Origin of the sequence: Vibrio eleionomae, from assembly GCF_009874545.1 — a bacterium.
Classification (GTDB): Bacteria; Pseudomonadota; Gammaproteobacteria; order Enterobacterales; family Vibrionaceae; genus Vibrio; species Vibrio nitrifigilis.
On the sequence record NZ_WEKT01000011.1, the window covers coordinates 86,480 to 113,089 of the forward strand.

The window sequence follows — 26,610 nt, forward strand, 5'->3', positions numbered from 1 at the left end:
AGGAATGTCTCCTTTATGCGCGCAAGTGCTCCATTTTCACAACCATTTGCAGGCCGTTAACAAGCTGAACACGCACATCTTCCTTATTGATTTCAACAATGGTCGCAGCCATGTTGCCTTTGCCCATGTTGACGTTCACTTGTTTACCGATGGATGCTTCATCGGAATTTAAAGCACGCGTTTCAACTGGCTTTTTATCCGCTTTAGGCGCTTTTGATTGAGGGCGACGAGTTTGAGGTTTTTTCGCTGTTTTCTTAGCTTTACCTTCTTCACGAGCCTTCTTGTTTCTTTCCTTACGACGAGCATCAACACGTGCTTTGCTTTCTGCTAGAGCCGTTTGAGCATGCTCAATGTGCTGTTCTTCTAATTCACCACAGTCATTACCGTCTAGGTCAACACGCACTGCACCAGGTTTTACACCATGTAAATAACGCCAAGAAGAAGTGTACTGTCTTAACGCGGCACGTAGCTGAGTTTTACTGACTTTAGCATCGTCGCTAAGGCGTTCAGCAAGATCTTGAAAAATACCAATTTTCAGAGGTTTTGCTTCACCTTCTAAAGTAAAGCATTTAGGGAAACATTCAGCAATATATGCAATCACTTCTTTGCTGTTTTTTAACTTTTCAGTGTTTTCCATGAGGATTCCTGGTTTGTGCGGCTAGACCGCTAAACATTTTACAAATATGCTCGGTATTATAGTGACCTGTATAGGAAAAACCACAGGTAAACACGAATTTATGCATTGTTAGCGTGTGAATTAAGCAGCTTTTCTACTTCTGTCATCAAATTTGTCAGCCCTTCTTGGTCAATTTCGGAAAATCGACCAATATTTGGACTATCGATATCCAATACACCAGCGACTTTTCCATTAATAGAGAATGGGATAACAATTTCCGAGTTACTCGCCGCATCACATGCGATGTGGCCTTCAAATTCGTGAACATCGTAAATACGCTGCACGGTATTGGTTGCAACAGCAGTACCACAGACACCTTTACCTACTGGAATACGCACACAAGCAGGTAGACCTTGGAAGGGACCTAATACCAACTCGTCGTTATCCATCAAGTAGAAGCCCACCCAGTTTAAATCTTCTAGCTCCATATTCAATAGCGCACTTATATTGGATAAGTTCGCAATTAAATTAGGCTCAGATTCAATCAATGAAACGGCTTGTTTGGTTAAACGTTGGTACTGTTCGATATTCATAACTATTTCCAATTAAAAAAGAAAGACTTCACTTAGAGTAGTTCGTACAATGCTATCTCTATCGAAGATTAGGATGATTGAACGACTCTAATGACGTACTCCAGTGACACTATTAGCGGTTCTTGGCTAATAAAACAAGCAAAACAGCACAAATCGAAACTTATCTTCGCTAACACAGTAGCGGTTATTGCTACTTTAGTTAGCGTTCCCATTCCGCTACTCATGCCCTTGATGGTGGATGAAGTGCTGTTAAATAAACCAGGTAAAGGCCTGGATGCTATGAACCACATTTTGCCAAGTGCTTGGCAAACAGGCACTGGGTACATCTTTTTTACGCTGTTCCTCATTGTGCTGATGCGCACCACGGGACAACTGCTTAATATTTTGCAAAACCGGCAATTTACTTTGGTCTCGAAGACCATCACGTATCAAATGCGTTGCAAGATGATAGATAAATTGGGGCGAATTAGCATAAAACAATATGAAACCAGAGGAAGCGGTGGAATCAATGCCCATTTAATCACAGATATTGAAACGATTGACCAATTTATCGGCACAACACTCAGCAAGTTCATTATTGGATTACTCACGGTATTGGGCACGGCTGGGGTTCTTCTCTGGCTCGACTGGCGTTTAGGCCTCTTCATTTTGCTGGTCAATCCTATCGTGCTCTATTTCTCTCGTAAACTAGGTGCGAAAGTAAAATCACTAAAAAAAATAGAAAACCAATCGTTCGAACGTTTTCAAACACGTTTAATTGAAACACTTGATGGTATTTATCAGTTACGCGCGGCAAACCGAGAAAAGCAATTCCTTAATCAGTTAAAACAACAAGCAAACGAAGTCCGTGAAAGTGCCGATAAGTTTGCTTGGCAATCTGAAGCCGCAGGCCGACTGTCATTTTTACTATTTTTAATGGGTTTTGAACTGTTTCGCGCCGTCGCCATGTTAATGGTGTTATTCAGTGACATGACCATCGGCCAGATATTTGCTGTATTTGGATATCTCTGGTTTATGCTCAGCCCAGTTCAAGAGTTACTCGGCATCCAATTTTCATGGTATGGAGCGAAAGCTGCTCTAAAGCGTATTAATCAGCTATTGGACTTAGAAGAAGAGTATCGTCCGGTTAGTAAGGTGAATCCGTTTGAGGATGGGCAGGATGTTGACGTCAACGTCGACAATATCACCTTCTCTTATAATGGAGAAAACCCTGTACTCGACCATCTCTCCTTGTCGATTCCAGCCGGTAAAAAAGTGGCACTCGTCGGTGCAAGTGGCGGTGGTAAATCAACACTCATTCAATTACTGATCGGTGTCTATCGTCAAGATAGTGGCCAAATTCGATATAATGGAGCCACCACCGATGATATTAGTTTCGATGTTATACGCGATGAAATTGCCGTAGTTTTACAGCAACCCGTGCTATTTAATGATACGCTACGCAACAATTTGACTTTAGGCCACACTTATTCAGAGCATGAACTCTGGAATGCGCTTAATGTCGCGCAAATGAAAGACGTTATAAAACAGCTCACTGATGGGCTCGATACTGAAATCGGTCGTAATGGTATTCGCCTATCTGGTGGTCAGCGGCAGCGTTTAGCGATTGCACGCATGATATTGAGTAATCCTAAGTTTGTGATTTTGGATGAGGCAACATCAGCACTCGATACCGCAACAGAAGCGGCGTTACACCATGCACTGAGCGTGTTCTTACAAAACAGAACAACATTGATCGTGGCTCACCGACTTTCTGCAGTAAAACAGGCCGATTTGATTTATGTTTTAGAAGATGGTCGTGTCACGCAAGCAGGAACACATGGAGAACTGGTTGAACAAGAAGGCCTATATCAAACTTTATACGGTAATGGTGAACAAACCTCTGCCTAATAGATACATCGTCCTTAGCGTTGAATTTTTATTTTCACAAAAAGTGACAATGTACCTTTTATAACCCGAACATAATACAACCGAAAGATTCGATGCCAGCACTAAACAATACTCGCCATGCACCGCCTGTCAGGTTATGTCAGGGGTGCGGATTACCGATTCTCTCTATTCATCCAACGGCGGGAAATAATGCCTATTGTCCACGCTGCGGTACTCAGCAAAGCCGCGGCGGTAGTCCTTCATTATCCGGAAACTTGGCCATTGCCCTCACCTGTCTATTACTCTTTATACCCGCATACAGTTTCCCATTCATTCATATTCATTTGCTTGGCGTTAACTTTCATGGGTCCATTGTTGATGGCGCCTGGTGCCTGATTGAAGCCGGGTATTTCCCTCTTGGTGTATTGGTGTTCTTCTGCAGCGTGGTAGCGCCGATCACCCTGTGTTTAGCGCTAGTGTTATGCCATATATCGCTACATAAACATTGGTTTATTGGGCTGCGAATCGGAACTTCATTGATTCGACGTTTAAAAACCTGGACTATGATTGATGTCTTTTTGGTCAGTATTTTGGTGGCCTGTATTAAGCTCAGTGATATATCAGACATCAGTGTCGGCCCGGCGCTTTACGCGTTAATTGGTCTACAAATATTGTGCATATTGCTGATAACCCGCGTCAGTTTACGTCGTTATTGGGAATTATGGCGTCCCGAAGTGAGTTTTGAACATCAACATAAACACATACATTGTAACCATTGCCATTTATCTCAACCGGAAGGAAGTCATTGCCAGCGCTGCCATCATACCTTGCATGTAAGAAAACCCCGTTCGATTGAAAGAACGAGCGCTTATCTAATGGCTGCAACTGTGGCGCTTATCCCAGCCAACATTTTGCCTATATCCATTTTGCTCACCAACGGGCAACGATTAGAAGACACCATATTTTCCGGTGTCATTTCCCTACTTAATAGTCAGATGGTAAGTATCGCCATCATTATTTTCGTTGCGAGCATCATAGTCCCTATCGCTAAAATCGTGGGGCTAGGCTATATCCTATATGGCATTCGCTTTCAGACAGGCAATCGAGTACGGCAAATGAAAATCTATCAAATCATCAAAGTGATTGGTAAATGGTCGATGCTCGATCTTTTTGTCATTTCCATCATGCTCACTCTCGTCGATCGTGGGCAAATTCTCAATTTTGTTCCAGGCAATGGTGCTATCGCCTTTGGCTTGGTGGTCTTTTTAACCTTACTCGCGACAGAGAGCCTTGACCCTCGTTTGATTTGGGATAGCACCAATGAGGAAAGCGCCATTTGTAGGTCTGCCGATGAATAATAATGCTGTTCACTCCCCGAAAATGAAACGCTCTTGGGGAATCTCTCCACTTTGGATTTTACCTATTGTCACCATGCTCTTGGCCGGTTGGCTGGTGATGAAATCGGTCAATGATGCTGGTGAACGAATCCAAATTCAGTTTTCTAACGGCCAAGGGCTCGTTGCTGGCCGAACCCCTATCCGCTATCAAGGCCTTGAAGTTGGCATGGTCAGAGACATCAAACTTTCGCAAGATCTTGATAGCATTTATGTCTCTGCGGATATTTACCCAGAAGCGACTAAGCTGCTCTCCCATGACACACAATTTTGGCTGGTCAAACCTAAAGCATCGTTATCCGGCGTTTCCGGTTTAGATGCCTTAGTATCGGGAAACTATATTGCATTGCAGCCAGGAGAAAACAGAGAGTCCGATTATCCGACCAAATATCATGGCCTCGATAATGCTCCCGCAAACTTGCAGGCTAATAATGGGTTAACTGTTACGCTAAAAGCTCGAGATTTGGGTGGCATTTCGGTTGGGTCGCAAATTGTGTACAAAAAGATCCCTATTGGTGAGGTATATAGTTACCAGCTCGCCAAAGACGATAAAGCCGTTTTAATTCAAGCATCGATTAAAGATGAATACCGCCATATCATTACCAAACAGAGCCGCTTTTGGAATGTGAGTGGCGTCGGTGCCGAGGTCGGTTTCCATGGTGTAGGCGTTCATCTTGATAGCTTAAATGCATTAATTAGTGGCGCGATTGCCGTTGATTCACCTGATGGTGGCGATCCAGTGGCAAAGAACACTCAGTTTAAGTTATATAAAAACTTAAAAACGGCAGGCCGTGGCGTCCCGATTACTATTCAACTGCCGGATCATAGTGGCATTACCTCTACCGGAAGCCCAATCATGTTTCGTGGTATAGAGATTGGGCAAATCACCAACCTCTCGTTAGACAGCAAACGACTTCATACCATTGCCGATGCGGCTATCGAACCAGCATTTGCCGATATGTTAACCACCAATGCTCGCTTTGTTCTTGAAGAACCACAAGTTTCGTTAAGTGGCGTAAAAAATCTCGGTAATTTTATTAAAGGTAATTACCTCAGCTTTATTCCAGGAGATGGTGAGCGTAATCGCCAATTTGCGGCAGAGGCGAAAAGCAGTATTGCAACCAGTAATACGTTTACCCTATCGCTGCACGCCGCTGATTCGTACGGTATTGAAGTCAATACTCCTGTACTTTACCGTGGTATTCCCGTTGGGAAAGTGTTACATGTCCAATTAATCGGTGATTCGCAAGTCCGTTTTGATTTGCAACTGGATAAAAAATATCAATCACTAGTGAAGTCTCAAAGCCGTTTTTACCTCTCTAACTCAGTCAATGCTTCACTAACAGAAAATGGTGTCAGTGTGTCACTGCCTTCGGCCAAACAGCTGGTAGCAGGTTCAATTAGCTTTACGAGTCAAGGGGATAATCACCCAGCTTCTTCCTATGAATTGTACTCAAGCCAATCGCTATCCGAACTTGCGCAGTTTAATCAATCAGGCTCTAGCAAAATATCCTTGGTGGCGGATACTCTGCCATCCGTGCAAAAGGGAAGCCCTATTCTCTACCGCAATTTGCAAGTCGGCAGTGTGTCTAACTACACGCTCACTCCGAAGGGAGTACGCATCGAAGCCAACATAAATAACCAATATCGTCACCTGATTAACGACCACTCCGTATTTTGGGATCATTCCGGAGTAAAAGTGACAGCGTCACTATCTGGTGTCAGTATGCAGGCTGGTCCACTACAGAGTTTACTTAAGGGAGGGATCGCTTTCGATACCCTCAACGGGGTTGAAAATAAATCTGGCAATGATTGGACCTTATATAGTAGCTATGAACAAGCCAAACGCCACGGCAGCCTAATTACCCTGCGCAGTTCCGAAAACTATGGCGTAAAAGCCGGTACGCCACTTGAATATCAGGGGGTCAATATCGGTAGTGTCACCCATGTCACACCCAACTTTTCTGGTAACGAGATGACATTTATGGTGCAAATTAAACCCGAATATAGCCAATATGTGGCGCGAACTGGCTCAAGATTTTGGGTAGCGAAAGCCAATATTAGCTTACACGGGGTGGATAATGTGGATAAGCTATTGCACCCGACCATTAATGTCGCCCCGGGGCAAGGCAAAGAAACGCATCAATTTGAACTGAGTTCATCGGCTTATCAACAAAATGGCGTTCGCTTTGTATTACAAAGCCCGATGCGCCACTCACTTTCACCGAACACGCCCGTCTATTTTCGCCAGATAGAAGTTGGCCGAGTACTCGATGTTAAACTCGGTGATTTAGCCGACCGAGTCGTTTCTACCATTGAAATCAAACCACAATACGCTTATTTGATTCGTACCAATACCGTGTTTTGGAATACTTCAGGCGTCAATGTATCGATTGGTATTACGGGCGCGAAAGTAAAAGCGGGCACATTAGATAGCCTTGTGCGTGGCGGCGTAAGTTTCGCGACTCCACCAGCAAATGGAGCTCTAAAACCGATCGCTGAATCAGGCCATGCATTTCGATTACATGAATCCGCAGAAGATGAATGGACCCAGTGGCAAACACCGATACCTAAGCCTTAGGTTCCCTTTTACACAGATTAAAACGTAATACTCTTAACACCCTCAGCCATCACGGTTAGAGGGTGTTTCTTTTTACACACGACTTTGGCTTATCCTGTTGTTATCGGTATAATGCCGCTACTCACAGTTTTAGAGATACCGTTTTGCACCCTAACATCCAATTCCCGCAGTCCTTTTTAGAAGCGATGGCAAAAATAATGCCTGACACTCTTCACATGGACGACTTTATTGCTGCCTGTCAGCGTCCTTTACGCAAAAGCATTCGTGTAAACACCCTCAAAATCAGTGTCGATGATTTCCTTAAACTAGCGCATAACAAACAATGGCAACTGTCCCCTGTACCTTGGTGTGAAACAGGCTTTTGGATAGAAGCAGATGAAACGCTAGTCCCACTTGGCAACACAGCAGAACACATGGCTGGTTTATTTTATATTCAAGAAGCCAGTTCCATGATGCCAGTCAGCGCACTTTTTTCAGATACTAATGAGACCCCGTCGTATCGCTGTGTGTTAGATGTGGCAGCAGCACCAGGTTCAAAAACGACACAAATGGCTTCTTTAATGGATAACGAAGGCGTGTTAGTCGCTAACGAATTCTCAGCCAGCCGCGTCAAAGTATTACACGCGAATATCGAACGGTGTGGTGTGAGAAATGCGGCATTAACCAATTTCGATGGGCGAATTTTTGGTGGTTGGTTACCCGAACAGTTTGACGCTATTTTACTTGATGCGCCCTGCTCTGGCGAAGGAACGATACGTAAAGATCCCGATGCAATGAAAAACTGGTCACCAGAATCAGTGATAAGCATCGCTGATACACAAAAAGATCTAATAGAAAGCGCTTTTCAATCACTTAAGGTCGGCGGCACCTTGGTTTACTCCACTTGTACCTTAAGCCAAGAAGAAAACCAACAAGTCTGTTGGCACCTGAAAAATACGTATGGTGACGCGGTCAGTTTTGAGCCTTTAAACGACCTGTTCCCTGAGGCCAATAAAGCATTAACGGAAGATGGCTTCCTGCATATATTCCCACAAGTCTATGACTGTGAAGGCTTCTTTGTTGCCAAACTACGTAAACACGCAGCCGTCACGACACCAGAAGTAAAAAAGCGTTTAGGTAAATTCCCATTTGCAAAAGCCACTAAAAAAGTCAGTCAAGACATTGCTCAACAGTTAGAATCTAGCTTAGGTATTGTGTTGCCTGAGCACAGTACTCTTTGGATTCGCGATAACGACGTATGGCTATTTCCTGACGCGTTAGAAGAGATGCTCGGTGAGGTCCGTTTTTCTCGAATGGGAATTAAAATAGCGGAAACTCATAAAAAGGGTTATCGATGGCAACATCAAGTTGCAACAGCTCTAGCAAGTTGGAATATAGATCACAGCGTTGAGTTAAATACTGAGCAAGCTCGAGAGTGGTATATGGGTCGAGATATCCGCCCAGATGACTTATCTGGAAAAGGTGAAGTTATCGTGTGCTACGATAAGAACGTGATCGGCTTAGGAAAATGGGTAGGCAACCGAATTAAAAATGGTCTTCCACGCGAATTAGTTCGTGATAAAAACCTATTTTAGCCTCATAAAAACCGCAAAAATTAATCGTGGGAAATGGTCGCTATTTTGTCAGTCTGTACTACTATTAAAAGTATCAAATTGACGCTCAAACCCAATTAGCGCAGGCTCTCACGAGCCATTCCCCTGAGCCCATAATCTCTAAGGTTATGGGCCTTTTTTATGGGTGACTTGTGTTGATTAAACTAGGCGAATGCCCTCTTTCTCAATCACAATCACACCCTGCTTATATAATCCACCAATCGATTTTTTAAATGTACCTTTACTTGTACGAAACTCAGCAAAAATAGCTTCTGGTGAAGACTTATCGCTCAGCGGCAAAAAGCCACCTTTTTTCTCTAAGGTATCAACGATTTTCGAACTAAGATCATCCATTTTAGCGACACCGACTTTTTGCAGCGCTAAATCGATTTTGCCATCTTCACGAACATTCTTAATAAAGCCCTTCAGCTTTTTACCAATAAACAACTTACCGAAAACATCTGACGGGAAAATCATCCCCCAGTGTTGTCCGTTAACGATCGCCTTGAAACCTAAATCAGAACGTTCCGCAATGATCAAATCAACTTGTTGGTTTTTCGTGTATTGAGAGGGGGTATTATCCAACCATTTATTGAACTTAGTGGTACCAACAATACGGCCAGATGCTTTATCTGTGTATACATAAACAAGGATGGTTTGCCCTAAAGCCAAACGCCCACGTTGTTCACTAAATGGAATAAGCAGATCCTTGCCTTTAATTCCCCAGTTTGCAAACGCTCCGATACTGTTAACACCCTCAATTTTCATCAGGCCCCATTCGCCTACTTTGGCAATGGGTTGCTCAGTGGTCGCAGCAATCTGGTTTTCTGAATCGAAATAGAGGAATGCGTCAACAGTTTGCCCAACTTCAGTTTCGTTAGGAACGAAACGATTTGGTAACAAAGCGCTGCCATACTCTCCTGCATCCAAAAAAACACCGAAATCGGCAATTTTTACTACTTCGAGGCGGTTAATCTGACCTACATTAATCATCTAAAATTGTCTCACATCAAATTTGCAGAGATTATACGTCATCTCTGTTATGCTTTCTTTATCTGTAAAAAGAAATTTATTAATTTTTAGGGAGTTTTCTTTGATCACGGTAGATAAACACGATTCTGTGACGCTAAAAATAGCAACGCAAGTTTCAGAGAGTAAGGAACTTGACTTAGATCTCTACCTATTTGTCCCCGGTGAATTAGGACTGGGTCCTGAACTCATGACCGAAGTTGATTTTTATATTAGCTCTATTCACCAAAAGCGCTCTTATTTCAGTGATAAAATATTACTCCCCTTAGTACACAGCCGTTTAGCACAGCGTGGCCGGCTTTCTACTACACAATATCGAGTGAGTTTAAGTTTATACGCGTATCAATATGTGATTGCTCTAGATAACGCGGTAAGCAAAATAAAGCGCAGTAGTAACGAAGAAGATGATGATGAGGTCATTGATGTGGCTGAAGAAGTCGACACTGTGATTGAACTATCGATTGATATTCTAAAACGGTTACGCCGTACCATTCCCTATGAAGAACATCTAAAACGTTATTACGCCAATGTCGATAACTATCTATCTTGGTATACCGAACAAAAATTTCTTTCGATTGTTTCTGGATTACCCCGTGATCAAGACTATAAAACCATCAAAGAACGTTTGATTACTTTGGCGGAAAAAGAGCAAGCTCATCGCGCCTTAAATCACTACAACAGTAGAAAAGCAGATAAAGATATCACTCGTTTGAGTAATAAGATGCGCTTGTTAAGACGGTTGATAGAACACCCTATTGTATTAAAAGAAGACACCACTTTTCTTGGTAAAAACGTCCAACGCATGGTTAAAGGCGGTGCGACGGGATTTATTATGATTTTCGTGACTATTCTCGCCGTAACGGCACGGGATTATTTAGGTGAAATCACCGCCTCTTTTATTATCGCAATGGCATTTTTATACGCTATCCGTGAAATATTTAAAGATGAAATGAAAGAGTGGCTATGGCGTCGGGTACGTAAAGGGAAGCCTCGTTGGTGCCGAGCTTATTTTGATCCCACAACGAATAAGCAAGTTGGACAAAAGTATGAATGGCTCGATTACACAAAACTCGCAGAGCTCCCCGATACCATTAAGGTTATTCGCAAAAAACGTGTTGTTCAACGTGAAGAGCAGATACTCCACTATCACTCAAACACAAAGATGACAACGTCACGTTTTCTTAGTGGTTACGAACAAACTCGGGAAACAATGCTCATCGATTTACGTGCGATAACCCGATTAATGGATAAAGGTTCAAATAAAATCTACGTATTGAATAAAGGACAAGTGAGTAAAGAGCGTGTAGAAAAACGTCATCTGCTTAATTTGATCGTTAAAGAAAACAGCCATGTCTCTCCACCTAAATTTTACCGATGGAAAGTCGTATTAAACCGAAGCAAAATTGTCGATATTGAGTCAATCCCAATGCCCGATAATTTCAATCCCATTGATGGCTAAATAGAAAATAGCTAAAAATAAAACACCAGAGAAGACGACTCTGGTGTTTTTTATTACCAACCGTACTTATTTAAAAATCAAACAAACAGGTATTAGGGTGATTATCAATCAAGTAGGCTTGCAGCTTACTGTATTGTGCTAACGCAGTAGTGACAATCACTAACGGCTTATTGGCTTTTTCTGCGGCACTTGCTGCTTCGGCGACGAGCATAGTCACAGCCTCACTCTCTGGGTTATAGAGATGCTCCAATTCTGGGTTCTGTTTATCGATACCTAACGTACATTGTGTGAGTAGATCCCAGTCAATAACAACGCCATCAAAATATTTGAGCAAACGTTCAGCCAATAATGCAGAAGAAGGCACGTTACAAACGTAAGACACTTTTAATCCGTTTAATCCGCGCGGTAAACCTTGCTCGGCTAAGCGATCAATAACGGTAGCGGCATTACTTAAAGTACGAACAAATGGCACAACGATTTCAATATCATGCCCTTTGTCACGTAATGCTTTGATCACTTTACATTCAAGAGCGAAGCCAGCCGCATAAGATTTCGATGCATAGCGAGAAACACCACGCAAACCGATCGCTGGGTTCACTTCACTGTTTTCTACACTACCACCTATCAATGCTTGAAAATCATGGCTATCGGCGTTACTTAAAGAGACTCGAACTGTTTGGTGGTCGGCCGTTATGGCATGTTCAATTTGTGCAACTAAAGTTGAGACAAAGTGCTCTTCAATTGACTGACCATTCAGTAAAGCATCTAAGGAATTTTTTTCTAGTTCTGTTAGTCCTTCTGTGCCACATACGAGTGTTGGGTGATAGAAAACGCACTCTGCAATTAGCTCTGACAAAGACACAAATAAAAATGGACTTTTTCCCTGACTATCAGCGCCAGGTAAGCTATTTCCCAGAGCGAGTTGTTCATGGATCACACTTGATTGTTCAAAACTCATTACTGCTCCGTTTATCGTTATGTTGTTAAGTCTGAAAATACCTTTAGATGGCAATAAACTCAAGCCAAAAATCAATATTTATTGATTTATTTTGCATAAATTTTCACTTTACTAATAAAAATTTCGTTATTGATTAAAAATAAAACATCCCACATCAGCGCCACCCAATAGCAAAGACCCTGCACTTATCATTTTGAATGTTTATTGAACCACTGTAACGAATTTGTGCTATTCAATATGCGAAGTGTAGATAAAAACCGCGATTTGATAGGATAAAAACCGATAAATTGTCATAATGATAAACAAATTCAAGCGCCTAACCAAAAAAGTGATAAAATACTGGTTAACGCGATAATCGGATCTACTTGATAAAGTAGCGACATGCGTCGTGTAAATAATTAATGAAAACAGGATTCAGTGACTTATGCCCTCTTTTGATATTGTTTCAGAAATCGATACCGTTGAACTTCGTAACGCTGTAGATAATGCTAACCGTGAGCTCTCCACTCGTTTCGATTTTCGTAACGTAGACGCAAGTTTTGATCTATCAAACGATATTGTGAAATTAAAAGCCGAAGGTGATTTTCAAATCACACAAATGATGGATATTTTACGGAATAACCTTGCCAAACGAGGCGTTGATCCCCGTTCAATGGATTCAAAATCTGCATCTCAATCGGGTAAAAACTGGAATAAAGACGTGGTCTTCCAGCAAGGTATCGAAACGCTTACTGCGAAAAAAATGGTGAAAATGATCAAAGATGCCAAACTAAAAGTTCAAGCATCGATTCAAGGCGATAAAGTACGTGTCACTGGTAAAAAGCGCGATGATCTTCAGTCTGTAATTGCAATGTTTAAAGGTTCTGATTTAGAACTGCCATTGCAATATAATAACTTCCGCGATTAATATCAGCCTATAAAAAATCAGCGCTATATAGCGCTGATTTTTATATCTGTTGGTATCGGTATGTGGGCAATGATGTAGTGGTATCTACTTTAAACCAATATCTTCCGACAACGCTTTCATCTGTTTCAAATCCATTTGATGGACATGAATCATCTGATCTAATTGTCCTAGGCGAGCCTTTGCTTCATCTTGTTTATCACAAGAGTCAGATTTAGCATCCCAAGAGGTTCCCGCTAAATAAAGATCACACGCTTTTTTCAGTTCTTTAATTTTTGGAGCTAAATCATCACGTTCTTTCTGCAATTTTTCTAGTTCTTGCTTGGTTTTTAACTCTTTTTGAAAGATCTCGCGTGAACGTTCAAAAACGCTCGCTTGCAAATTCGCTTTCTTAGCTAATTTATCTTTCTGCTCATCCACTTTAGCTAGGGTCGCTTTTTGGTTAGTTACCTTGCTATCAAGAGAATCATTCACTTTCTCCAGTTCAGCAACCTCTTTTTCTAACTTGGTGATTTGAGATTGTTTATCCTCAGTTGCTTTCGTCACTGCGGCATCAATTTTATCTTGCAGCTGTTGATTGGCTTGAGCCAAATCACTTTGCGCTTGCTTCGATATATCCGAGTTTTTATCCGTTAATTGTTCATACTTATGATTCAATGAATCGTAAGCGGATTGCCATTTTGACGATGTTAGCGTCGAGCCAATTAATCCACCTAATGCCAATCCCAAAACAGCGGCAATACCGATATAGATATATGTACGCTTATCTCTCTGCTCTATTACCACTACATCTTCGTTGTCATCGATATTATTGTGATGGTCCACATTTTTCTCCTAAGTTGTACCTCAGCGAAACAACTCCATGATTACCACTGAAACTGTATAAAGAATAAGAGCGGAAAATATTGTAATCACGACGCCTTTCTGTAACCGAGCATTGGTCCGATACCGTATTAATAGAAACGCGATAGCCAGCAATAGCACAATTGCGATCAGTCTGGTCATGAGTCTGCTCCTTTGGTTTTCTATTTTATACCATTGAAACAAAGGGAAAGGTCAGAGAAAAGTTGATAAATTCGAAAAATCTGCCCAACTGGCTTTATTTCCCACAAAATTCGATGAATTAATCATCGCTATCATAGGGGTAGACCGAAATCTTATATCCTTCGCAGTTTTAAAAGCAAAAAACGATAATAAATGCCAATTTTGTAGATGACATCACATTGACTTTTGGTTAGTATTCTTTGCGCAAATTATCTGTTACAGATAATTGTTCCGATGAAGACTGCAGGAGAGAGGATGTTAACCTATAAGTAACAAATAGGTTAGACATACCCGCCGAAGAAGTAAATCTTTCAGGTGCTTTATTCTTTATAAGAATATGCGAGGACTGTAGTTGGAGGAACCTCTGGAGAGAACCGTTAAATCGGTCGCCGAAGGAGCAAATCTCACACATAGTGAGATGAAACTCTCAGGCAAAAGGACAGAGGAGAGAAAGGCTAATTTTAACGTTGCCATTTGGCAGCTTTGCGATCGTTTTTTTCACGACCCACCCTTTCCCTCTTCTCCTTATATGTTGTTTATTAAGGGGAAACGAATGACAAACCTACAAGACATTTTACAAACTATTGACCACTTTGTTTGGGGTCCACCATTACTCATTTTATTAGTCGGTACAGGTATCTACTTTACGTTCCGTTTAGGAATGATCCAATTTCGCCACCTGCCTACCGCACTAAAAATGGTGTTTAGCAAAGACAAAAGCAATGCAAAACAAGGGGATGTGTCGGCATTTGCTGCGTTATGTACTGCGCTATCTGCCACCATAGGCACGGGTAATATTGTTGGCGTTGCAACAGCGATCAAATTGGGCGGTCCTGGCGCTCTATTTTGGATGTGGTTAGCGGCACTTTTTGGTATGGCAACAAAATACTCTGAGTGTTTACTTGCTGTTAAATATCGTAAAATTGACGATAAAGGCCAAATGGTTGGCGGTCCAATGTACTTCTTGAAGTATGGTGTTGGCTCTAATTTACTTGCGACCTTATTTGCCATTTTTGCCATAGGTGTAGCATTTTTTGGTATCGGTACCTTTGCTCAAGTGAATGCTATTGTTGATGCTACCCATATTTCGTTTGGTATTTCTAAAGAAGTAACTGCCGTTGTGCTCACACTCTTGGTTGCTATTGTGACCATTGGTGGCATTCAATCGATCTCGAAAGTCGCGGGTAAAGTTGTTCCAGCGATGGCCGTCTTTTACATCATTGCTTGCTTGGCGATTATTGTGACCAACGCTGACAAATTAATGGATGCAATTTCACTGGTGATTGAATCGGCCTTTACCTCAACAGCAGCAACTGGCGGTTTCTTGGGCGCTTCTATCATGTTAGCGATTCAATCAGGGATTGCTCGCGGCGTGTTCTCAAATGAATCGGGATTAGGCAGTGCTCCAATGGCCGCAGCGGCAGCTAAAACGGATTCTTGTGTTCGCCAAGGCCTGATTTCAATGACTGGCACCTTCTTTGATACTATTTTAATTTGTACCATGACAGGCCTAGCCCTAATTCTTACCGGAGCATGGCAAAGCGATTATGCGGGTGCGGCAATGACAACCTACGCATTTGCTGTTGGTTTAAATGCGCATGATGCTGGCCCAATGTTAGTCTCTATCGGTCTAATGTTCTTTGCTTTTACCACCATCTTAGGTTGGAACTACTACGGTGAGCGCTGTGTCGTATTCTTAATGGGTACCAAAGCAGTATTACCGTATAAATTCATTTTTATTTGCTTGGTCGCTTCTGGCGCTTTCTTACAACTCGATCTTATTTGGATTATTGCCGACATTGTTAACGGTTTAATGGCGATTCCAAACCTAATCGGATTGATTTTACTACGTAAAGTGATTACAGAAGAAACTCGTTTGTACTTTAAACCTGCACAAACGGCCAACGATGATAATGTTGCGCTAGAAACCAACTAAGTCTTTTAACCAAGATTCTGTATTGTAGCGACACCGATTGGTGTCGCTTTTTTATCTTTCTAAACAATACCTAATCGAATCATATCACTCATTCAATTCTTTGCTCTATTCTTGCTGTAAACCAACACACCACTTAATAAACTCTTTAATATTATCAAACAATTACCTCCCTACTCTTTTTCGTAGGTGCCTTCTAGGAGTATAAAATGAACCGCAAAGGACATCGTATTACCGCGGCTCTTACCGTCAGCGTTCCCATCGTCATCGGTATTAAACAGCATTTACCTTGGCCAATTATCGCTATGTCTATCATCGGTTGTGCGTGGGGTGTGACGGCTCCAGACGATGTAGAAATACGCTATACCACTGAAAGTGACACAGAAATTAATGAAGATGGCAGTAAAGCCCATGTATCCAAAACGCTGTTTGATCATCGAGGTATGTCTCATGATATTGCTCTTTGGATCGCACTGTTTTCATTCTCATGGTGGTGGCTATTTATCTCCCACTTTCATCATGGTGAATTAGCTTGGGATTTAGCAAAAGGGGCTTTATTTGGCGCAACTTACGGGGCATTGATTCATCTACTTGCAGATCTCCCCAATGGGCGAAGTATTCCACTATTCCCATTTGGGCCCAGAGTCTGTTTGCATTTATGGAAGGCATCAGAAAACGAAGCTTTAATGGGATTTATTCTCTTCGTTTTATCGTCATTGTTAGCGGTAAGAATTGCATTAGGTAATAACGACTGGATAAGAGTGGTGACTCATGATGTTGCACGGGGATTAGAAGTGGCATTCCACTATTTATTTCCTCTGCTCATTACCGCAGCCCAGTGGATTACTCAATTTGCTGCTGATCATGGATTACACTTTTAATAAGGATAATAAAAAGCCTGGTTGACGTTTTACACAACCAGGCTTTATTCAAACAATCAAAATGTTATCGACGTTCAAGCATTAACTTAACACCTAGACCGACTAAAACACATCCTGTTGTACCTTCCATCCAACGCATAAACTTAGCGCTTTTCAACAGAGTTCTGGCTTTATTGAGAGCGCCAGATAATGCGCACTGCCAGATCATTGCGATCACAAAATGCACCGCTGCCATAAACAATGATTGCAGTAACGCAGAATGCGCCGGACTAATAAATTGCGGTAAAAATGCTAAGTAAAAGACCGCCGTTTTTGGATTAAGTACGTTAGATAGAAAACCTTCGCGCAACGAACGACGAATGCTTAAGTTCGAGTTATTGGCCGTTTCAACATGCAAACCACCACTGTTCCCTTTTATCAAACCTTTCAAACTATTGTAGCCAAGCCATATTAAGTAGGCCGCCCCAATCATTTTCACGACTTGAAACAGTTCTGCTGATTGTGCTAACACTGCAGAAATACCAATTGCAGAAAACGTGGCATGAACAAACAGTCCACTACAAATACCAAAACTCGTTACACAACCATCACTAATACCCGCACGTGACGTATTACGAATCACTAATGCCGTATCAAGTCCGGGTGTTAAAGTCAAAATGGTAATGGCTATGACAAAAGCTTCAAAATTTTGTATGTACATTGATCCCTCGGGCAATAAACGGCTTTAATCAGGTTATACCGCAACTGCCCTTGAATGTCTGTAAACAATTATCATGTACTGAGAAATTATTTCTAATAAATCATCAGTCTATAAGACAAAATCACGTTATGACAACGTCACTAAACCTTCTTGATTTAAAAACGTATCAAAACAGTTTATGCGGGTAATGCCTTAAATCTTGGCGAAAGTTTCTTTGCCACGCCACAATATCGTTTTTACGTATGATCGCCATCATTTGTTTCCATCGGTCAATACGTTCATCAAGCGGCATACGTATCGCTTTGGCTAACGTATCGGCCACCGCTTCAGTATCATATGGATTCACAATTAAAGCCGCATCCAACTCGTAAGCCGCCCCAGCCATTTTTGATAAAACCAGTACACCTGGGTCTTCTGGGTTTTGTGCTGCGACATACTCTTTAGCTACTAGATTCATGCCATCACGTAAGGGCGTTACAAATCCAATATGAGACATATTATATAAAGCGATAACCGTGCTACGTCTAAACCCGCGATTAATATAACGGAGCGGTGTCCAATCAAAATCTGCGTAAGTACCGTTTACATGTCCCGCTGATTGTTCTACTTGCTTGGCAAGTTGCTCATAGGCTTTGACGTCGCCACGAGACGTCGGTGCCACTTGCATATAGACCAATTTACGATGCAAGTCTTGGTTATTCTTGAGTAGCTGATCATAGGCCTGGAAACGATGAAATATCCCTTTACTGTAATCAAGCCGATCCACCCCTATAATCAGTTTTCTATCTCCAAGTTCTTCACGTAATTGCAGATACTCTTTAGTACTCACCCCTTTATTCGCCGCAGTTTCTATATCTTCTGGATCGACGCCAATGGGATACACACCAGTGTCTTGTTCGTGACCGTGACAGGTAATGTGATTCGTTTCTGTAATCGTACCGCCAAAGGTATGTTCGATAGCTTGGTGATAATCAAATTGATCAATCGGCGTATGAAACCCAACCAAGTCATAATTCAACAGTTCATCCAGCATATTGTCGTAATACGGTAACGCACGCAGTAAATCAAATGCTGGAAAAGGTGTATGCAGGAAAAAACCAATTTTAGATTTAACCCCGGCCTCACGTAACATTTTTGCCATAGGAATCAATTGATAGTCATGAATCCAAATGGTGTCATCGGGTTTTAGGTAATGCAGTAAATGATTGGCGAATTTTCGGTTAACGCCTAAATAACCCGCCCGATAATGATTGCGATAACGCATTAAATCAGGGCGTTGGTGAAACAGAGGCCAAATAACATTGTTAGAGTATCCAAGATAAAAATTCTTGTATTCGTTTTGCCTTAAGCCAACTGTAATAAAATCGATATTACCGCGACTCTCCTCTCTCACTTCGGTGCTCGGCCTGTTTTCAATTCTGCCATTCCAACCAAACCAGATACCGCCAGATTCTTCCATCGCTGCAAACACTCCGACAGCAAGGCCGCCATGAGCGCCCCCTTTTACTGTATCAGGCTTGGCGACACGATTAGACACAACAACGAGTCGACTCATAATTCATCCTCCCATCTTTGACTTAACATGCGAGCACAATTAATAATGCCTACCATACTGTAGGTTTGCGGGAAGTTACCCCACAATTCTCCCGTCTCTGGGTCTAGATCCTCAGATAACAACCCAACGTGATTGCGGCGTTGCAATAAGTCTTCAAATAATTCCCTCGCCTCGGTACACCGCCCGATGGCACATAACGCTTCGATATACCAAAAAGAGCAGATCGTAAACGCATTTTCAGGCTCGCCAAAATCATCTTCAATCACATAACGAAAGATGTATTTACTCCCTTTTGGCCGCAGATGTTGTTCAATCGCTTCCACGGTCCCAATGAATTTAGGATCATCACCCGAAACAAATCCAAGTGAGCAGGCTAATAGCAAACTTGCATCCATAGTGTCACCACCCCATGTGGCGGTATAACTGCCTATTTCTTTATTGAAAGCGTTGCTATCAATATCCTGCTTGATTAACTCAGCGTGACGAGCCCAATATTCTTGGCGGCCAGACAGATGAAGCTTAGCGGCGATTTTCGCTAATCGGTCCGCCGCAGCCCAGCACATGATGCTGGAAAAGGTATGGATATGTTGACTTCCACGCAACTCCCATAATCCCGCATCGGGCTGGTTATAGTATTGAACGGCTTTCTCACCCACTTGTTCTAAAACTGGGAAAAGTCGCTTATCGTCAGGTTTGCGAATCCGCTCATCAAAAAACATTTGCGTTGCAGAAAGTACAACGGCCCCATATACATCATGTTGGATTTGATCCGCAGCTTGGTTACCAAATCGAACAGGCCCCATACCTCGATAGCCATCCAACTTCTTGATGATTTTTTCTTCCATCTGCTTACTGCCATTAATACAGAACACCGGTTGAAGATATTCATCATCCATATTGGTGGCGAGGTTGATCAAATAACGCAGGTATTGCTCCATCGTCGCGGTGACACCTAACCGGTTTAAGGCGTGCACTGTAAAATAACTATCCCGCAACCAACAAAACCGGTAGTCCCAATTGCGTTGAGTATTTTGGGCTTCAGGGATCGACGTCGTCATAGCCGCAACAATCGCCCCAGTGTCTTCATAAGCTGACAGCTTTAATGTAATTGCAGATCGAATTACCTCATCCTGCCACTCAAAAGGTATTGCTAAGTTACAAACCCAAGTTCGCCAATGCTGCTCTGTTTCATTAAGAAAACGTAGTGTTAGCTGCTGAATAGGCTCTTCAAGGCTTTCATCATTACCGAAGATTAAGTAAGAATCTTGATCGAGAATGAACCAACTTTCATCTTGAATACAAGTAATCGAGAGATCGGTGGTCAACCGAAGAGAAAGCGTATCGTTAAGATACTTAATATGGTTGCTCCCCTCGATTTTGACATAAGGCTGTCCAGTTTCATTATCCGCAGGACGCAACCTTACTCGAATCTTTGGTGAGCCAATTGGAGACAGTATTCGGATCAAGGAAACTGGCCGGTGAACACGGCCGTAAAGCATCAAACGTGGTGCAAAATCAGTGATCCTTACACCGTTTCCTTTTTGGTCGAACAACGTTGTTTCTAATATTGCCGTATTTTTACGGTATTGTTGTTTGCTATGAGAAAAACCATCCAAATCGATACCATAGGTGCCAATTTGTTCCGTTTTTTCACCCGTCTTAAGTAATGAGGCAAATACCGGGTCGCTATCGAAACGAGGCATACAAGACCATACCACCTCGCCCATTTTGTCGATTAATGCGCTAATACGGCAGTTACCAATCAACGCAAGATCAAGACTGTTATCAATCACTGGTTCCCTCCTTTTTCCAGCATAGCTTGAAAAAATTCTATGACACCGTCGGGAGACTCCAAGCGATAATTAGCACAACTCGCCCCTTCGCCGATTTTAACGGACACACCATGGTGATTGTTGACCCATTTAAAGGCATCTTCGTCAGTGACATCATCGCCAAAATACCAAGGGACTCGCCCCTCAAATTCAGCACAATTCATGAAGTATGTAAGAGCAGAAGCTTTGTTAATAAATTCTGGTTTCAATTCCCGTATAAATTTGCCATTTTGCACAGCAAGCTTAAGTGTTGAATAACGGTTTATGACATCGTTAAGAAAACGTTCAACCATCTGCTCTTTAAACGGTTGATCACGGTAATGGATGGCAAGCGTAAGAGGCTTGTCTTCGAGAAGCAATTGCTGCTCTGCACAAAACAGTTGGCATTCGTCCAACAGAGACTGAGGCAAAGCAACAACATCTGGATGTTGATTAACGGTATGGCTGTTTCCAAAACGAAACTGCATCCCGTGGCTACCGCTCACTTTAAATTCAGGCATCGCCAGTAAGCTGTCGAGTGAATCTACACTACGTCCGGTTATGATGGCACTCGCTTGATTCGTCTCGCGGTTTATTTGCCGCAACGTATTTTTGACTTTATCAGTGACTATCACTGCATCAGGCGTCGGTTTTAAATCTACTAGTGTCCCATCAAAATCTAAAAAAATTGCAGATTGCTCAAAAGGCAGCTTAGGTAATGTATTCATCATTATCCCCCGCACATTTTAGCAAGTTCTTTATTACAATAACGCTATAAAAAGCAGAAAACAACCTTGAAATATGGTTATAACGATCCTATGTAAAATTGATAAATTGTTGCAATTAACTGAGGAAATAATGTGAACATCAGCGAGAATAATTCAACTAATCATAGATTTTTAATAGTATAAAAATACCGCCCGCCTGATTGTAACTTGTTGATTACAAATATATTAAGCTAACAAATACATTCACTTACAAATGAAACTCAGCGTTATTTCATATTTTTCCTTTTTAATAATCAGCACGTTTAACAATATCATAAACAAGATTGCTATTTTTATTGATATCAGAATAGTTCAAATTTACACTACCTTTCTGAATTTTATCAGGAAAAGCAGGTTTATTATTTATATATAATTCACATGAATATCCACCAGCCTTAATATTTTCTATTGGACCACAATTTTTCTCCTCTAAATGATCGGTTATGGATATCCTTGGTTCATTTATACTATCTCCACCTTTAATTCTTAATCCCGCCAAACGGTCATCTTCTTTTCCCTGTAAGAAACAATATTAATTTTCGATAGCTTCGCAATACACTCTTTGTCCACTTCAATATTTTTATATGGTAGGTGAAATTTATAGTGTTCCTCATCAGAGGCTAAATTTTTCTTAAAAGTATATGAATTTCTATATATACCTCCAGATAATTCTCCTGTAGCTTCATTCCATGTAGAGCCTGGACATGACTTACCGCGACCAAAATATTCCACATATACAGCGACTGTTACGTCGCTCGGTTTTATTCCTGAGATAGTGAAAAAATCACTCACCTCGATTTCACTATTTTCAAAATTGCCATACAGTCCGTATAATGAAAAAACTACTATTAATATAAGAATAACTTTCTTCATTTTATTTGCTCCAACAGCTCTAACCTATTCAAATCCCCGCTAAATGAATCGTAAGGCTCAAATCCATTTTTAAATGTTTTTTATCTGTTATAAATTTGCACTAATTATACATTTAACTACAAAATTTAACTAGTTGCATAAAAAATGGATTAAGATAAGATCTCTTAATTCTTTTATTAAAGGATTAATTACAATACGGATTAAAGTCTTAAGTTGTTATAGAAAGGTGTTGCTAATATTTGAACCTCCAATAATCGCTAGAGTACTCAACCCATAGTATTAAAGTTATTTCTATATCTACCTATCATAACGATATAATTAAATAATTATTTTATCTATGTTAATAGTTCAAACATTAAAAAATAAAGCAGCCAAACTTGGCTGCTTTATTTTAAGGTTTAAGAATATCATTTACGTCTGAGCTTTCATCATAAAATGTTCTTGGTTTATGATTTTTAAAGAATTTTTTGGCTTTCTCGCTAATTCCAACTTTCATATATTTAGCTTGAATTTCATCCAACTTTCTTTGTTGATTTCTGGAAAACTTTCCTGATGGAAATACAAAAAGAAATTTATCTATCCCCGATAGTTTACCCAAACTATAATAATAAAAGGCTTCATCAGGTTTAATCGATTTATAGACAACTTTATCACCACGGAAGCCAGAATAATAAAACCTTAAAGCTTGAGCTGCCTTATAATATCCCATATCAAGAGCAGTATTTAACCAATCGTTACAATTTTCACCCTCTGACAGTTTCAAACCATAATCATCACATTGATAGTATATCCACACCATTGCATTAGGGTTATTTCGTTTGATAGCGTATTTAAGCAACTCTATTCTTTTACTATCACTTAATACAAACCTATTATTTAAAGCGTTATACCCTCCGTTTTTTACAATCTTATCAACAATCTTATCGTACTTATATACTCGATAGAAAGGAATGTCTTTCCAGATACTGTATGTAACGTCTAATAACGCATACATCGCTTTGCCATCATTTTTTTTGGCTAGTATTTTCCAACCATCAATAGCCTTTTGTTTCCAGCGACTATCGCAGGGCCACCCTAAATAATCACAATAATTATTCCATTTTGGTACCAACATTCTCATAGCCCAAGGGTTTCCTTGCTCAGCGGCTTTATGCATGGTATCGCCTGCGACAAAGTGTTTTCCATTTTGGAACTGTACTAATGCCAACCAAAATGTAGCATCTGCGTCACCTTTACTGGATAGCTCTGGTAACACCTTTTCAGCTCGGTCGAATTGATAGGTGTTAAATAATCTTTGTCCCAAACTGGATGCATATGATTGATTAGATAGAAACAGTAACAATAGAAAAAACGTAATTCTAGTAATTATGGTAATCATATTCAATGTCTCCATTCCAAACAATTTCTTTATATTTTGATGTTTTTTCATGTTTAGTATCTAACACTACAGTATCACGTTTACCTACAGAAAACCCGCCACTCGTATGATCAAGATTTGGCTGATATAAATAAAATAATCCGTGTTTTATTGTCAAACGAGTAATCATAGTTGAAAAATTATTATAGTTAATATGCATTATACGATCATATTCATTTTCATATTTTTTAGATGAACACAACCTAAAGAATTCTCTAATTTTTAATAAATTATTTTTATATCGAATCCACTGCTCAGTTTTATTGAATTCTTGACCATCGAATGAACCCATTCTTTGAATCGCATTTTCAAAATTTTTAATTTGTTGGTCACTAGGTCCATTAGGGTTTGATGCACCCATCCATTCTAATATAGTCAGAATAGCTTGGGACTGGGATATATTTTTTAACGAATTATCTTTATTTAGTAATTGCTGAGAATCTGTAAAATTCAAAAATGTTATTTCATTATATTTAACTAACGCATGAAGCAACTTTGCAAATGTTTCTGGGAGAGCATTTTTTAACCACTCCCTTTCCCCACTGACATTACTCTTATCATTAATAAAATTGGCAATAGAATAAGCATTTTTATGGGTTATACTTTTACTAAATAATTTTGAAATCATCTTCACAGGTAATAGTAACACCTCACTAGCCTCTAAGTGATAGGCAATCATAATAGTTAAGGTTTTATTTATCATTTTAAACGTTTCATCATCTTTTTCATCAATAAATTCGAAACGCTTGAATCTTCTGGATTGCGTTAGACTCACTAATAAATAAAACAGATGATCTAGAGCTTTATAATCTATTTCTCCAGAAATTTTTCCACTAATACCTAACCCCCATGTCGGCATCGGCTGACAGTGCCAGATAAACTTACTTTGCGTAAATGTGATAGACAAGCCCATCCCAGAAAAACCCAAAGTAGCACGAAGCCCTCCTTGAATACTACTTAAACAGATCGGTTTAGTTCCTTCTTTTACATAAGGTGGTAACCACATTAAACTGCACTTAAGTAGCCCCCCAACTTCAACCCCAGCAAATGCTTTCCCTTCAATTTTGGCGATATTTTTTTCATCATTTGACTCAGAAACTTGGTAACGATTAGCGTCCTCAGTATCCTGCGTTCCCTTAATGCCGAAAAGACCTGTGGCTGAATTACCAACATCGATAGAACCACACATTTGTAAACTTGCAGCAACGGCCCCATATACTTGTCCAGTAATAATTAAACCGAAGTTCCCCATAGGAGCCTGTGCAGACTTTTCCTGCCAGTTATTATTTTCATCCAAGTATTTTTCTACGTATGGTAATTTGAACTCAAAACCGTTTCCAGATTCAGGAAATGAATAAGTCACAGATGCTTGTGCACTGGCAATATTTATACCTGTTTTAGATTCATTTTTGAATTCACTTACAAAACCATTACTAGGTTTACCATCTGCAAAACCAAATGTTAAAGCTGTTTCGTTTTGAAAACTAAATCGCATAAATTGGGCAGCCATTGACATATCATAACGACCTTCAATGCCAAATACATTCACCTTACCTGTTTTAGGAGCATAATATTCATTCCATTGTTGAAAATAGGGAACATCCTTTGTGAATGAATATGATGTAAATTGATGAGCAAAATCGTCTAATGCTACGCCTTTATATTCATATCTCTTCACTGAAGTCTGATTTTGTGGCTCTTGAGTAACTTCAATTCCCCCATCTCCAGACACAACGTCATGAAAATCAAATTTATATTTCTTAACGTGTCCTTTATTAATGGATTTATCAGAACTTAATATAGGGTTATTAGACCTAATATATAATACTTTATTTGGTTCTGACACTAAAGAGCATTCCACAATATGGGTACAACTTTTTCCATTTAAGGCATATATCTGATCAGATAGATCTTTTGGACTCCAATTTAACTCTTTCCATAAAACGTCAAGATTTGATTCATACGCAGACTCATACGCTCCAAAATAATCATCTTCGTTAATTACGCACAAAAAATTCTGATTACTAACAACCTTGTTATTAACTTTCTCCTCCCAATTACTACATATCTCAACACTGTATTTTATATATTTAACTAATTTATTTAGCCATTTACTATATGTGTTTATATTATTGGTATTTTTATCTATATTTGTAGTGAAAAATGAGATTTTTGAAGCAACATCTTGTGTTAGCGACATTGCTAAATAATAGGCAGAAAAATACCCCATTTTATTTTTATTGTCTTCTGAACAAAGATTCTCACATGCTGACTTTATTATTTCTTGTGATTTAGAACGTTTTATTAAATCAACAACGTTATTTACTTCTTTTCTAAGACCAAATAACTGTTCAATATTAAAACACTGTTCTTTTATCAAAAAACCATTTGTATTAAGTTTATACAATGCAAAAAATAACTCACCAAACTTTGCACTATTATACTTTCTTCCCTCGAGAAAATCCTCTATATCATCATCTTTTGAAAAGTCAGCAAACTTGTAAGCTTCAACTGTTGTTCCTTGCTTATTATTTAATAAGAATGTATTTAAAACATCCTCTAAATTACTATAATAAGTATTCGGTTCATTTACATGACTTATAATTAACTCCATAGCTTTATGATGTAGAGAAT

22 protein-coding genes and 1 riboswitch are annotated in these 26,610 nt (G+C 40.2%); of the genes, 8 read left to right on the forward strand and 14 right to left on the reverse strand.

Features of this window, described 5'->3' with window-relative positions; genetic code table 11:
• Window positions 1-13 precede the first annotated feature (13 nt).
• Complete coding sequence (gene proQ / locus F9817_RS08700) at window positions 14-637, reverse strand: RNA chaperone ProQ (RefSeq protein ID WP_161154569.1); 624 nt, start codon at window positions 635-637, stop codon at window positions 14-16.
• A 98-nt stretch (window positions 638-735) separates the two neighbouring features.
• Window positions 736-1,209, reverse strand: coding sequence for a GAF domain-containing protein (locus F9817_RS08705; protein WP_161154570.1), 474 nt, complete (start codon window positions 1,207-1,209; stop codon window positions 736-738).
• Between the two features lie 90 nt (window positions 1,210-1,299).
• On the opposite strand from F9817_RS08705, the gene F9817_RS08710 reads away from it, so the two are divergent.
• From F9817_RS08710 to rsmF, 4 genes are all read left to right on the forward strand, one after another.
• Window positions 1,300-3,099, forward strand: a complete 1,800-nt coding sequence (locus tag F9817_RS08710; protein WP_161154571.1) for an ABC transporter ATP-binding protein — start codon at window positions 1,300-1,302, stop codon at window positions 3,097-3,099.
• Between the two features lie 92 nt (window positions 3,100-3,191).
• Window positions 3,192-4,436 (forward strand): paraquat-inducible protein A, encoded by a 1,245-nt coding sequence (locus F9817_RS08715; protein ID WP_161154572.1) that lies wholly within the window; start codon window positions 3,192-3,194, stop codon window positions 4,434-4,436.
• On the forward strand, window positions 4,429-7,053 hold the full coding sequence (locus tag F9817_RS08720) for a PqiB family protein (protein WP_161154573.1): 2,625 nt from the start codon (window positions 4,429-4,431) through the stop codon (window positions 7,051-7,053). Before F9817_RS08715 ends, F9817_RS08720 begins: the two co-directional genes overlap by 8 nt.
• Before the next feature lie 143 nt (window positions 7,054-7,196).
• Window positions 7,197-8,627, forward strand: coding sequence for a 16S rRNA (cytosine(1407)-C(5))-methyltransferase RsmF (gene rsmF, locus F9817_RS08725; protein WP_161154597.1), 1,431 nt, complete (start codon window positions 7,197-7,199; stop codon window positions 8,625-8,627).
• Between the two features lie 177 nt (window positions 8,628-8,804).
• Here rsmF and F9817_RS08730 read toward each other — a convergent pair whose 3' ends face one another.
• Window positions 8,805-9,638: a CvfB family protein gene (locus F9817_RS08730; protein ID WP_161154574.1), complete on the reverse strand. Its 834-nt coding sequence runs from the start codon at window positions 9,636-9,638 to the stop codon at window positions 8,805-8,807.
• A 100-nt stretch (window positions 9,639-9,738) separates the two neighbouring features.
• On the opposite strand from F9817_RS08730, the gene F9817_RS08735 reads away from it, so the two are divergent.
• Complete coding sequence (locus F9817_RS08735; protein ID WP_161154575.1) at window positions 9,739-11,133, forward strand: hypothetical protein; 1,395 nt, start codon at window positions 9,739-9,741, stop codon at window positions 11,131-11,133.
• Window positions 11,134-11,203: 70 nt separating this feature from the next.
• Here F9817_RS08735 and F9817_RS08740 read toward each other — a convergent pair whose 3' ends face one another.
• Complete coding sequence (locus F9817_RS08740; RefSeq protein ID WP_161154576.1) at window positions 11,204-12,091, reverse strand: putative PEP-binding protein; 888 nt, start codon at window positions 12,089-12,091, stop codon at window positions 11,204-11,206.
• Window positions 12,092-12,515: 424 nt separating this feature from the next.
• Between F9817_RS08740 and F9817_RS08745 the strand changes: the two genes are divergently transcribed.
• Window positions 12,516-12,998, forward strand: coding sequence for a YajQ family cyclic di-GMP-binding protein (locus F9817_RS08745; protein WP_161154577.1), 483 nt, complete (start codon window positions 12,516-12,518; stop codon window positions 12,996-12,998).
• Between the two features lie 84 nt (window positions 12,999-13,082).
• Here the strand turns inward: F9817_RS08745 and F9817_RS08750 are convergent, their stop codons facing one another.
• Both F9817_RS08750 and F9817_RS23830 read right to left on the reverse strand, forming a co-directional pair.
• Complete coding sequence (locus F9817_RS08750) at window positions 13,083-13,820, reverse strand: chromosome partitioning protein ParA (RefSeq protein WP_161154578.1); 738 nt, start codon at window positions 13,818-13,820, stop codon at window positions 13,083-13,085.
• Between the two features lie 21 nt (window positions 13,821-13,841).
• On the reverse strand, window positions 13,842-14,000 hold the full coding sequence (locus F9817_RS23830) for a hypothetical protein (RefSeq protein ID WP_202436400.1): 159 nt from the start codon (window positions 13,998-14,000) through the stop codon (window positions 13,842-13,844).
• Window positions 14,001-14,393: 393 nt separating this feature from the next.
• Window positions 14,394-14,492, forward strand: a riboswitch (glycine riboswitch).
• A gap of 100 nt (window positions 14,493-14,592) precedes the next feature.
• On the opposite strand from F9817_RS23830, the gene F9817_RS08755 reads away from it, so the two are divergent.
• Both F9817_RS08755 and F9817_RS08760 read left to right on the forward strand, forming a co-directional pair.
• Window positions 14,593-15,975: an alanine/glycine:cation symporter family protein gene (locus F9817_RS08755; RefSeq protein ID WP_161154579.1), complete on the forward strand. Its 1,383-nt coding sequence runs from the start codon at window positions 14,593-14,595 to the stop codon at window positions 15,973-15,975.
• A gap of 206 nt (window positions 15,976-16,181) precedes the next feature.
• Window positions 16,182-16,853, forward strand: coding sequence for a hypothetical protein (locus tag F9817_RS08760; protein WP_161154580.1), 672 nt, complete (start codon window positions 16,182-16,184; stop codon window positions 16,851-16,853).
• A 64-nt stretch (window positions 16,854-16,917) separates the two neighbouring features.
• On the opposite strand, the gene F9817_RS08765 is transcribed toward F9817_RS08760, so the two are convergent.
• The 8 genes from F9817_RS08765 to F9817_RS08800 form a co-directional block, all read right to left on the reverse strand.
• Window positions 16,918-17,553 (reverse strand): LysE family translocator, encoded by a 636-nt coding sequence (locus tag F9817_RS08765; RefSeq protein WP_161154581.1) that lies wholly within the window; start codon window positions 17,551-17,553, stop codon window positions 16,918-16,920.
• A gap of 166 nt (window positions 17,554-17,719) precedes the next feature.
• A complete protein-coding gene (locus tag F9817_RS08770; RefSeq protein ID WP_161154582.1) occupies window positions 17,720-19,108 on the reverse strand; it encodes an alpha,alpha-trehalose-phosphate synthase (UDP-forming) in 1,389 nt (462 codons plus the stop codon).
• A complete protein-coding gene (locus F9817_RS08775; protein WP_161154583.1) occupies window positions 19,105-20,901 on the reverse strand; it encodes a glycoside hydrolase family 15 protein in 1,797 nt (598 codons plus the stop codon). The genes F9817_RS08770 and F9817_RS08775 overlap by 4 nt, the downstream gene beginning before the upstream one ends.
• Window positions 20,898-21,650 carry a trehalose-phosphatase gene (gene otsB, locus F9817_RS08780; protein ID WP_161154584.1) on the reverse strand — a complete coding sequence of 251 codons (753 nt, stop codon included), beginning with the start codon at window positions 21,648-21,650 and terminating at the stop codon, window positions 20,898-20,900. Before otsB ends, F9817_RS08775 begins: the two co-directional genes overlap by 4 nt.
• A 283-nt stretch (window positions 21,651-21,933) precedes the next feature.
• Window positions 21,934-22,185 carry a hypothetical protein gene (locus F9817_RS08785; protein WP_161154585.1) on the reverse strand — a complete coding sequence of 84 codons (252 nt, stop codon included), beginning with the start codon at window positions 22,183-22,185 and terminating at the stop codon, window positions 21,934-21,936.
• Window positions 22,173-22,559: a hypothetical protein gene (locus F9817_RS08790; RefSeq protein ID WP_161154586.1), complete on the reverse strand. Its 387-nt coding sequence runs from the start codon at window positions 22,557-22,559 to the stop codon at window positions 22,173-22,175. The genes F9817_RS08785 and F9817_RS08790 overlap by 13 nt, the downstream gene beginning before the upstream one ends.
• Before the next feature lie 391 nt (window positions 22,560-22,950).
• The gene (locus F9817_RS08795; RefSeq protein ID WP_161154587.1) at window positions 22,951-23,937 is read right to left on the reverse strand and encodes an SEL1-like repeat protein; all 987 of its coding nucleotides are present in this window, start codon (window positions 23,935-23,937) and stop codon (window positions 22,951-22,953) included.
• Window positions 23,918-26,610, reverse strand: a 2,693-nt coding sequence (locus tag F9817_RS08800; RefSeq protein WP_161154588.1) for a hypothetical protein, incomplete at its 5' end; no start/stop codon positions are given. The genes F9817_RS08795 and F9817_RS08800, both read right to left, overlap by 20 nt.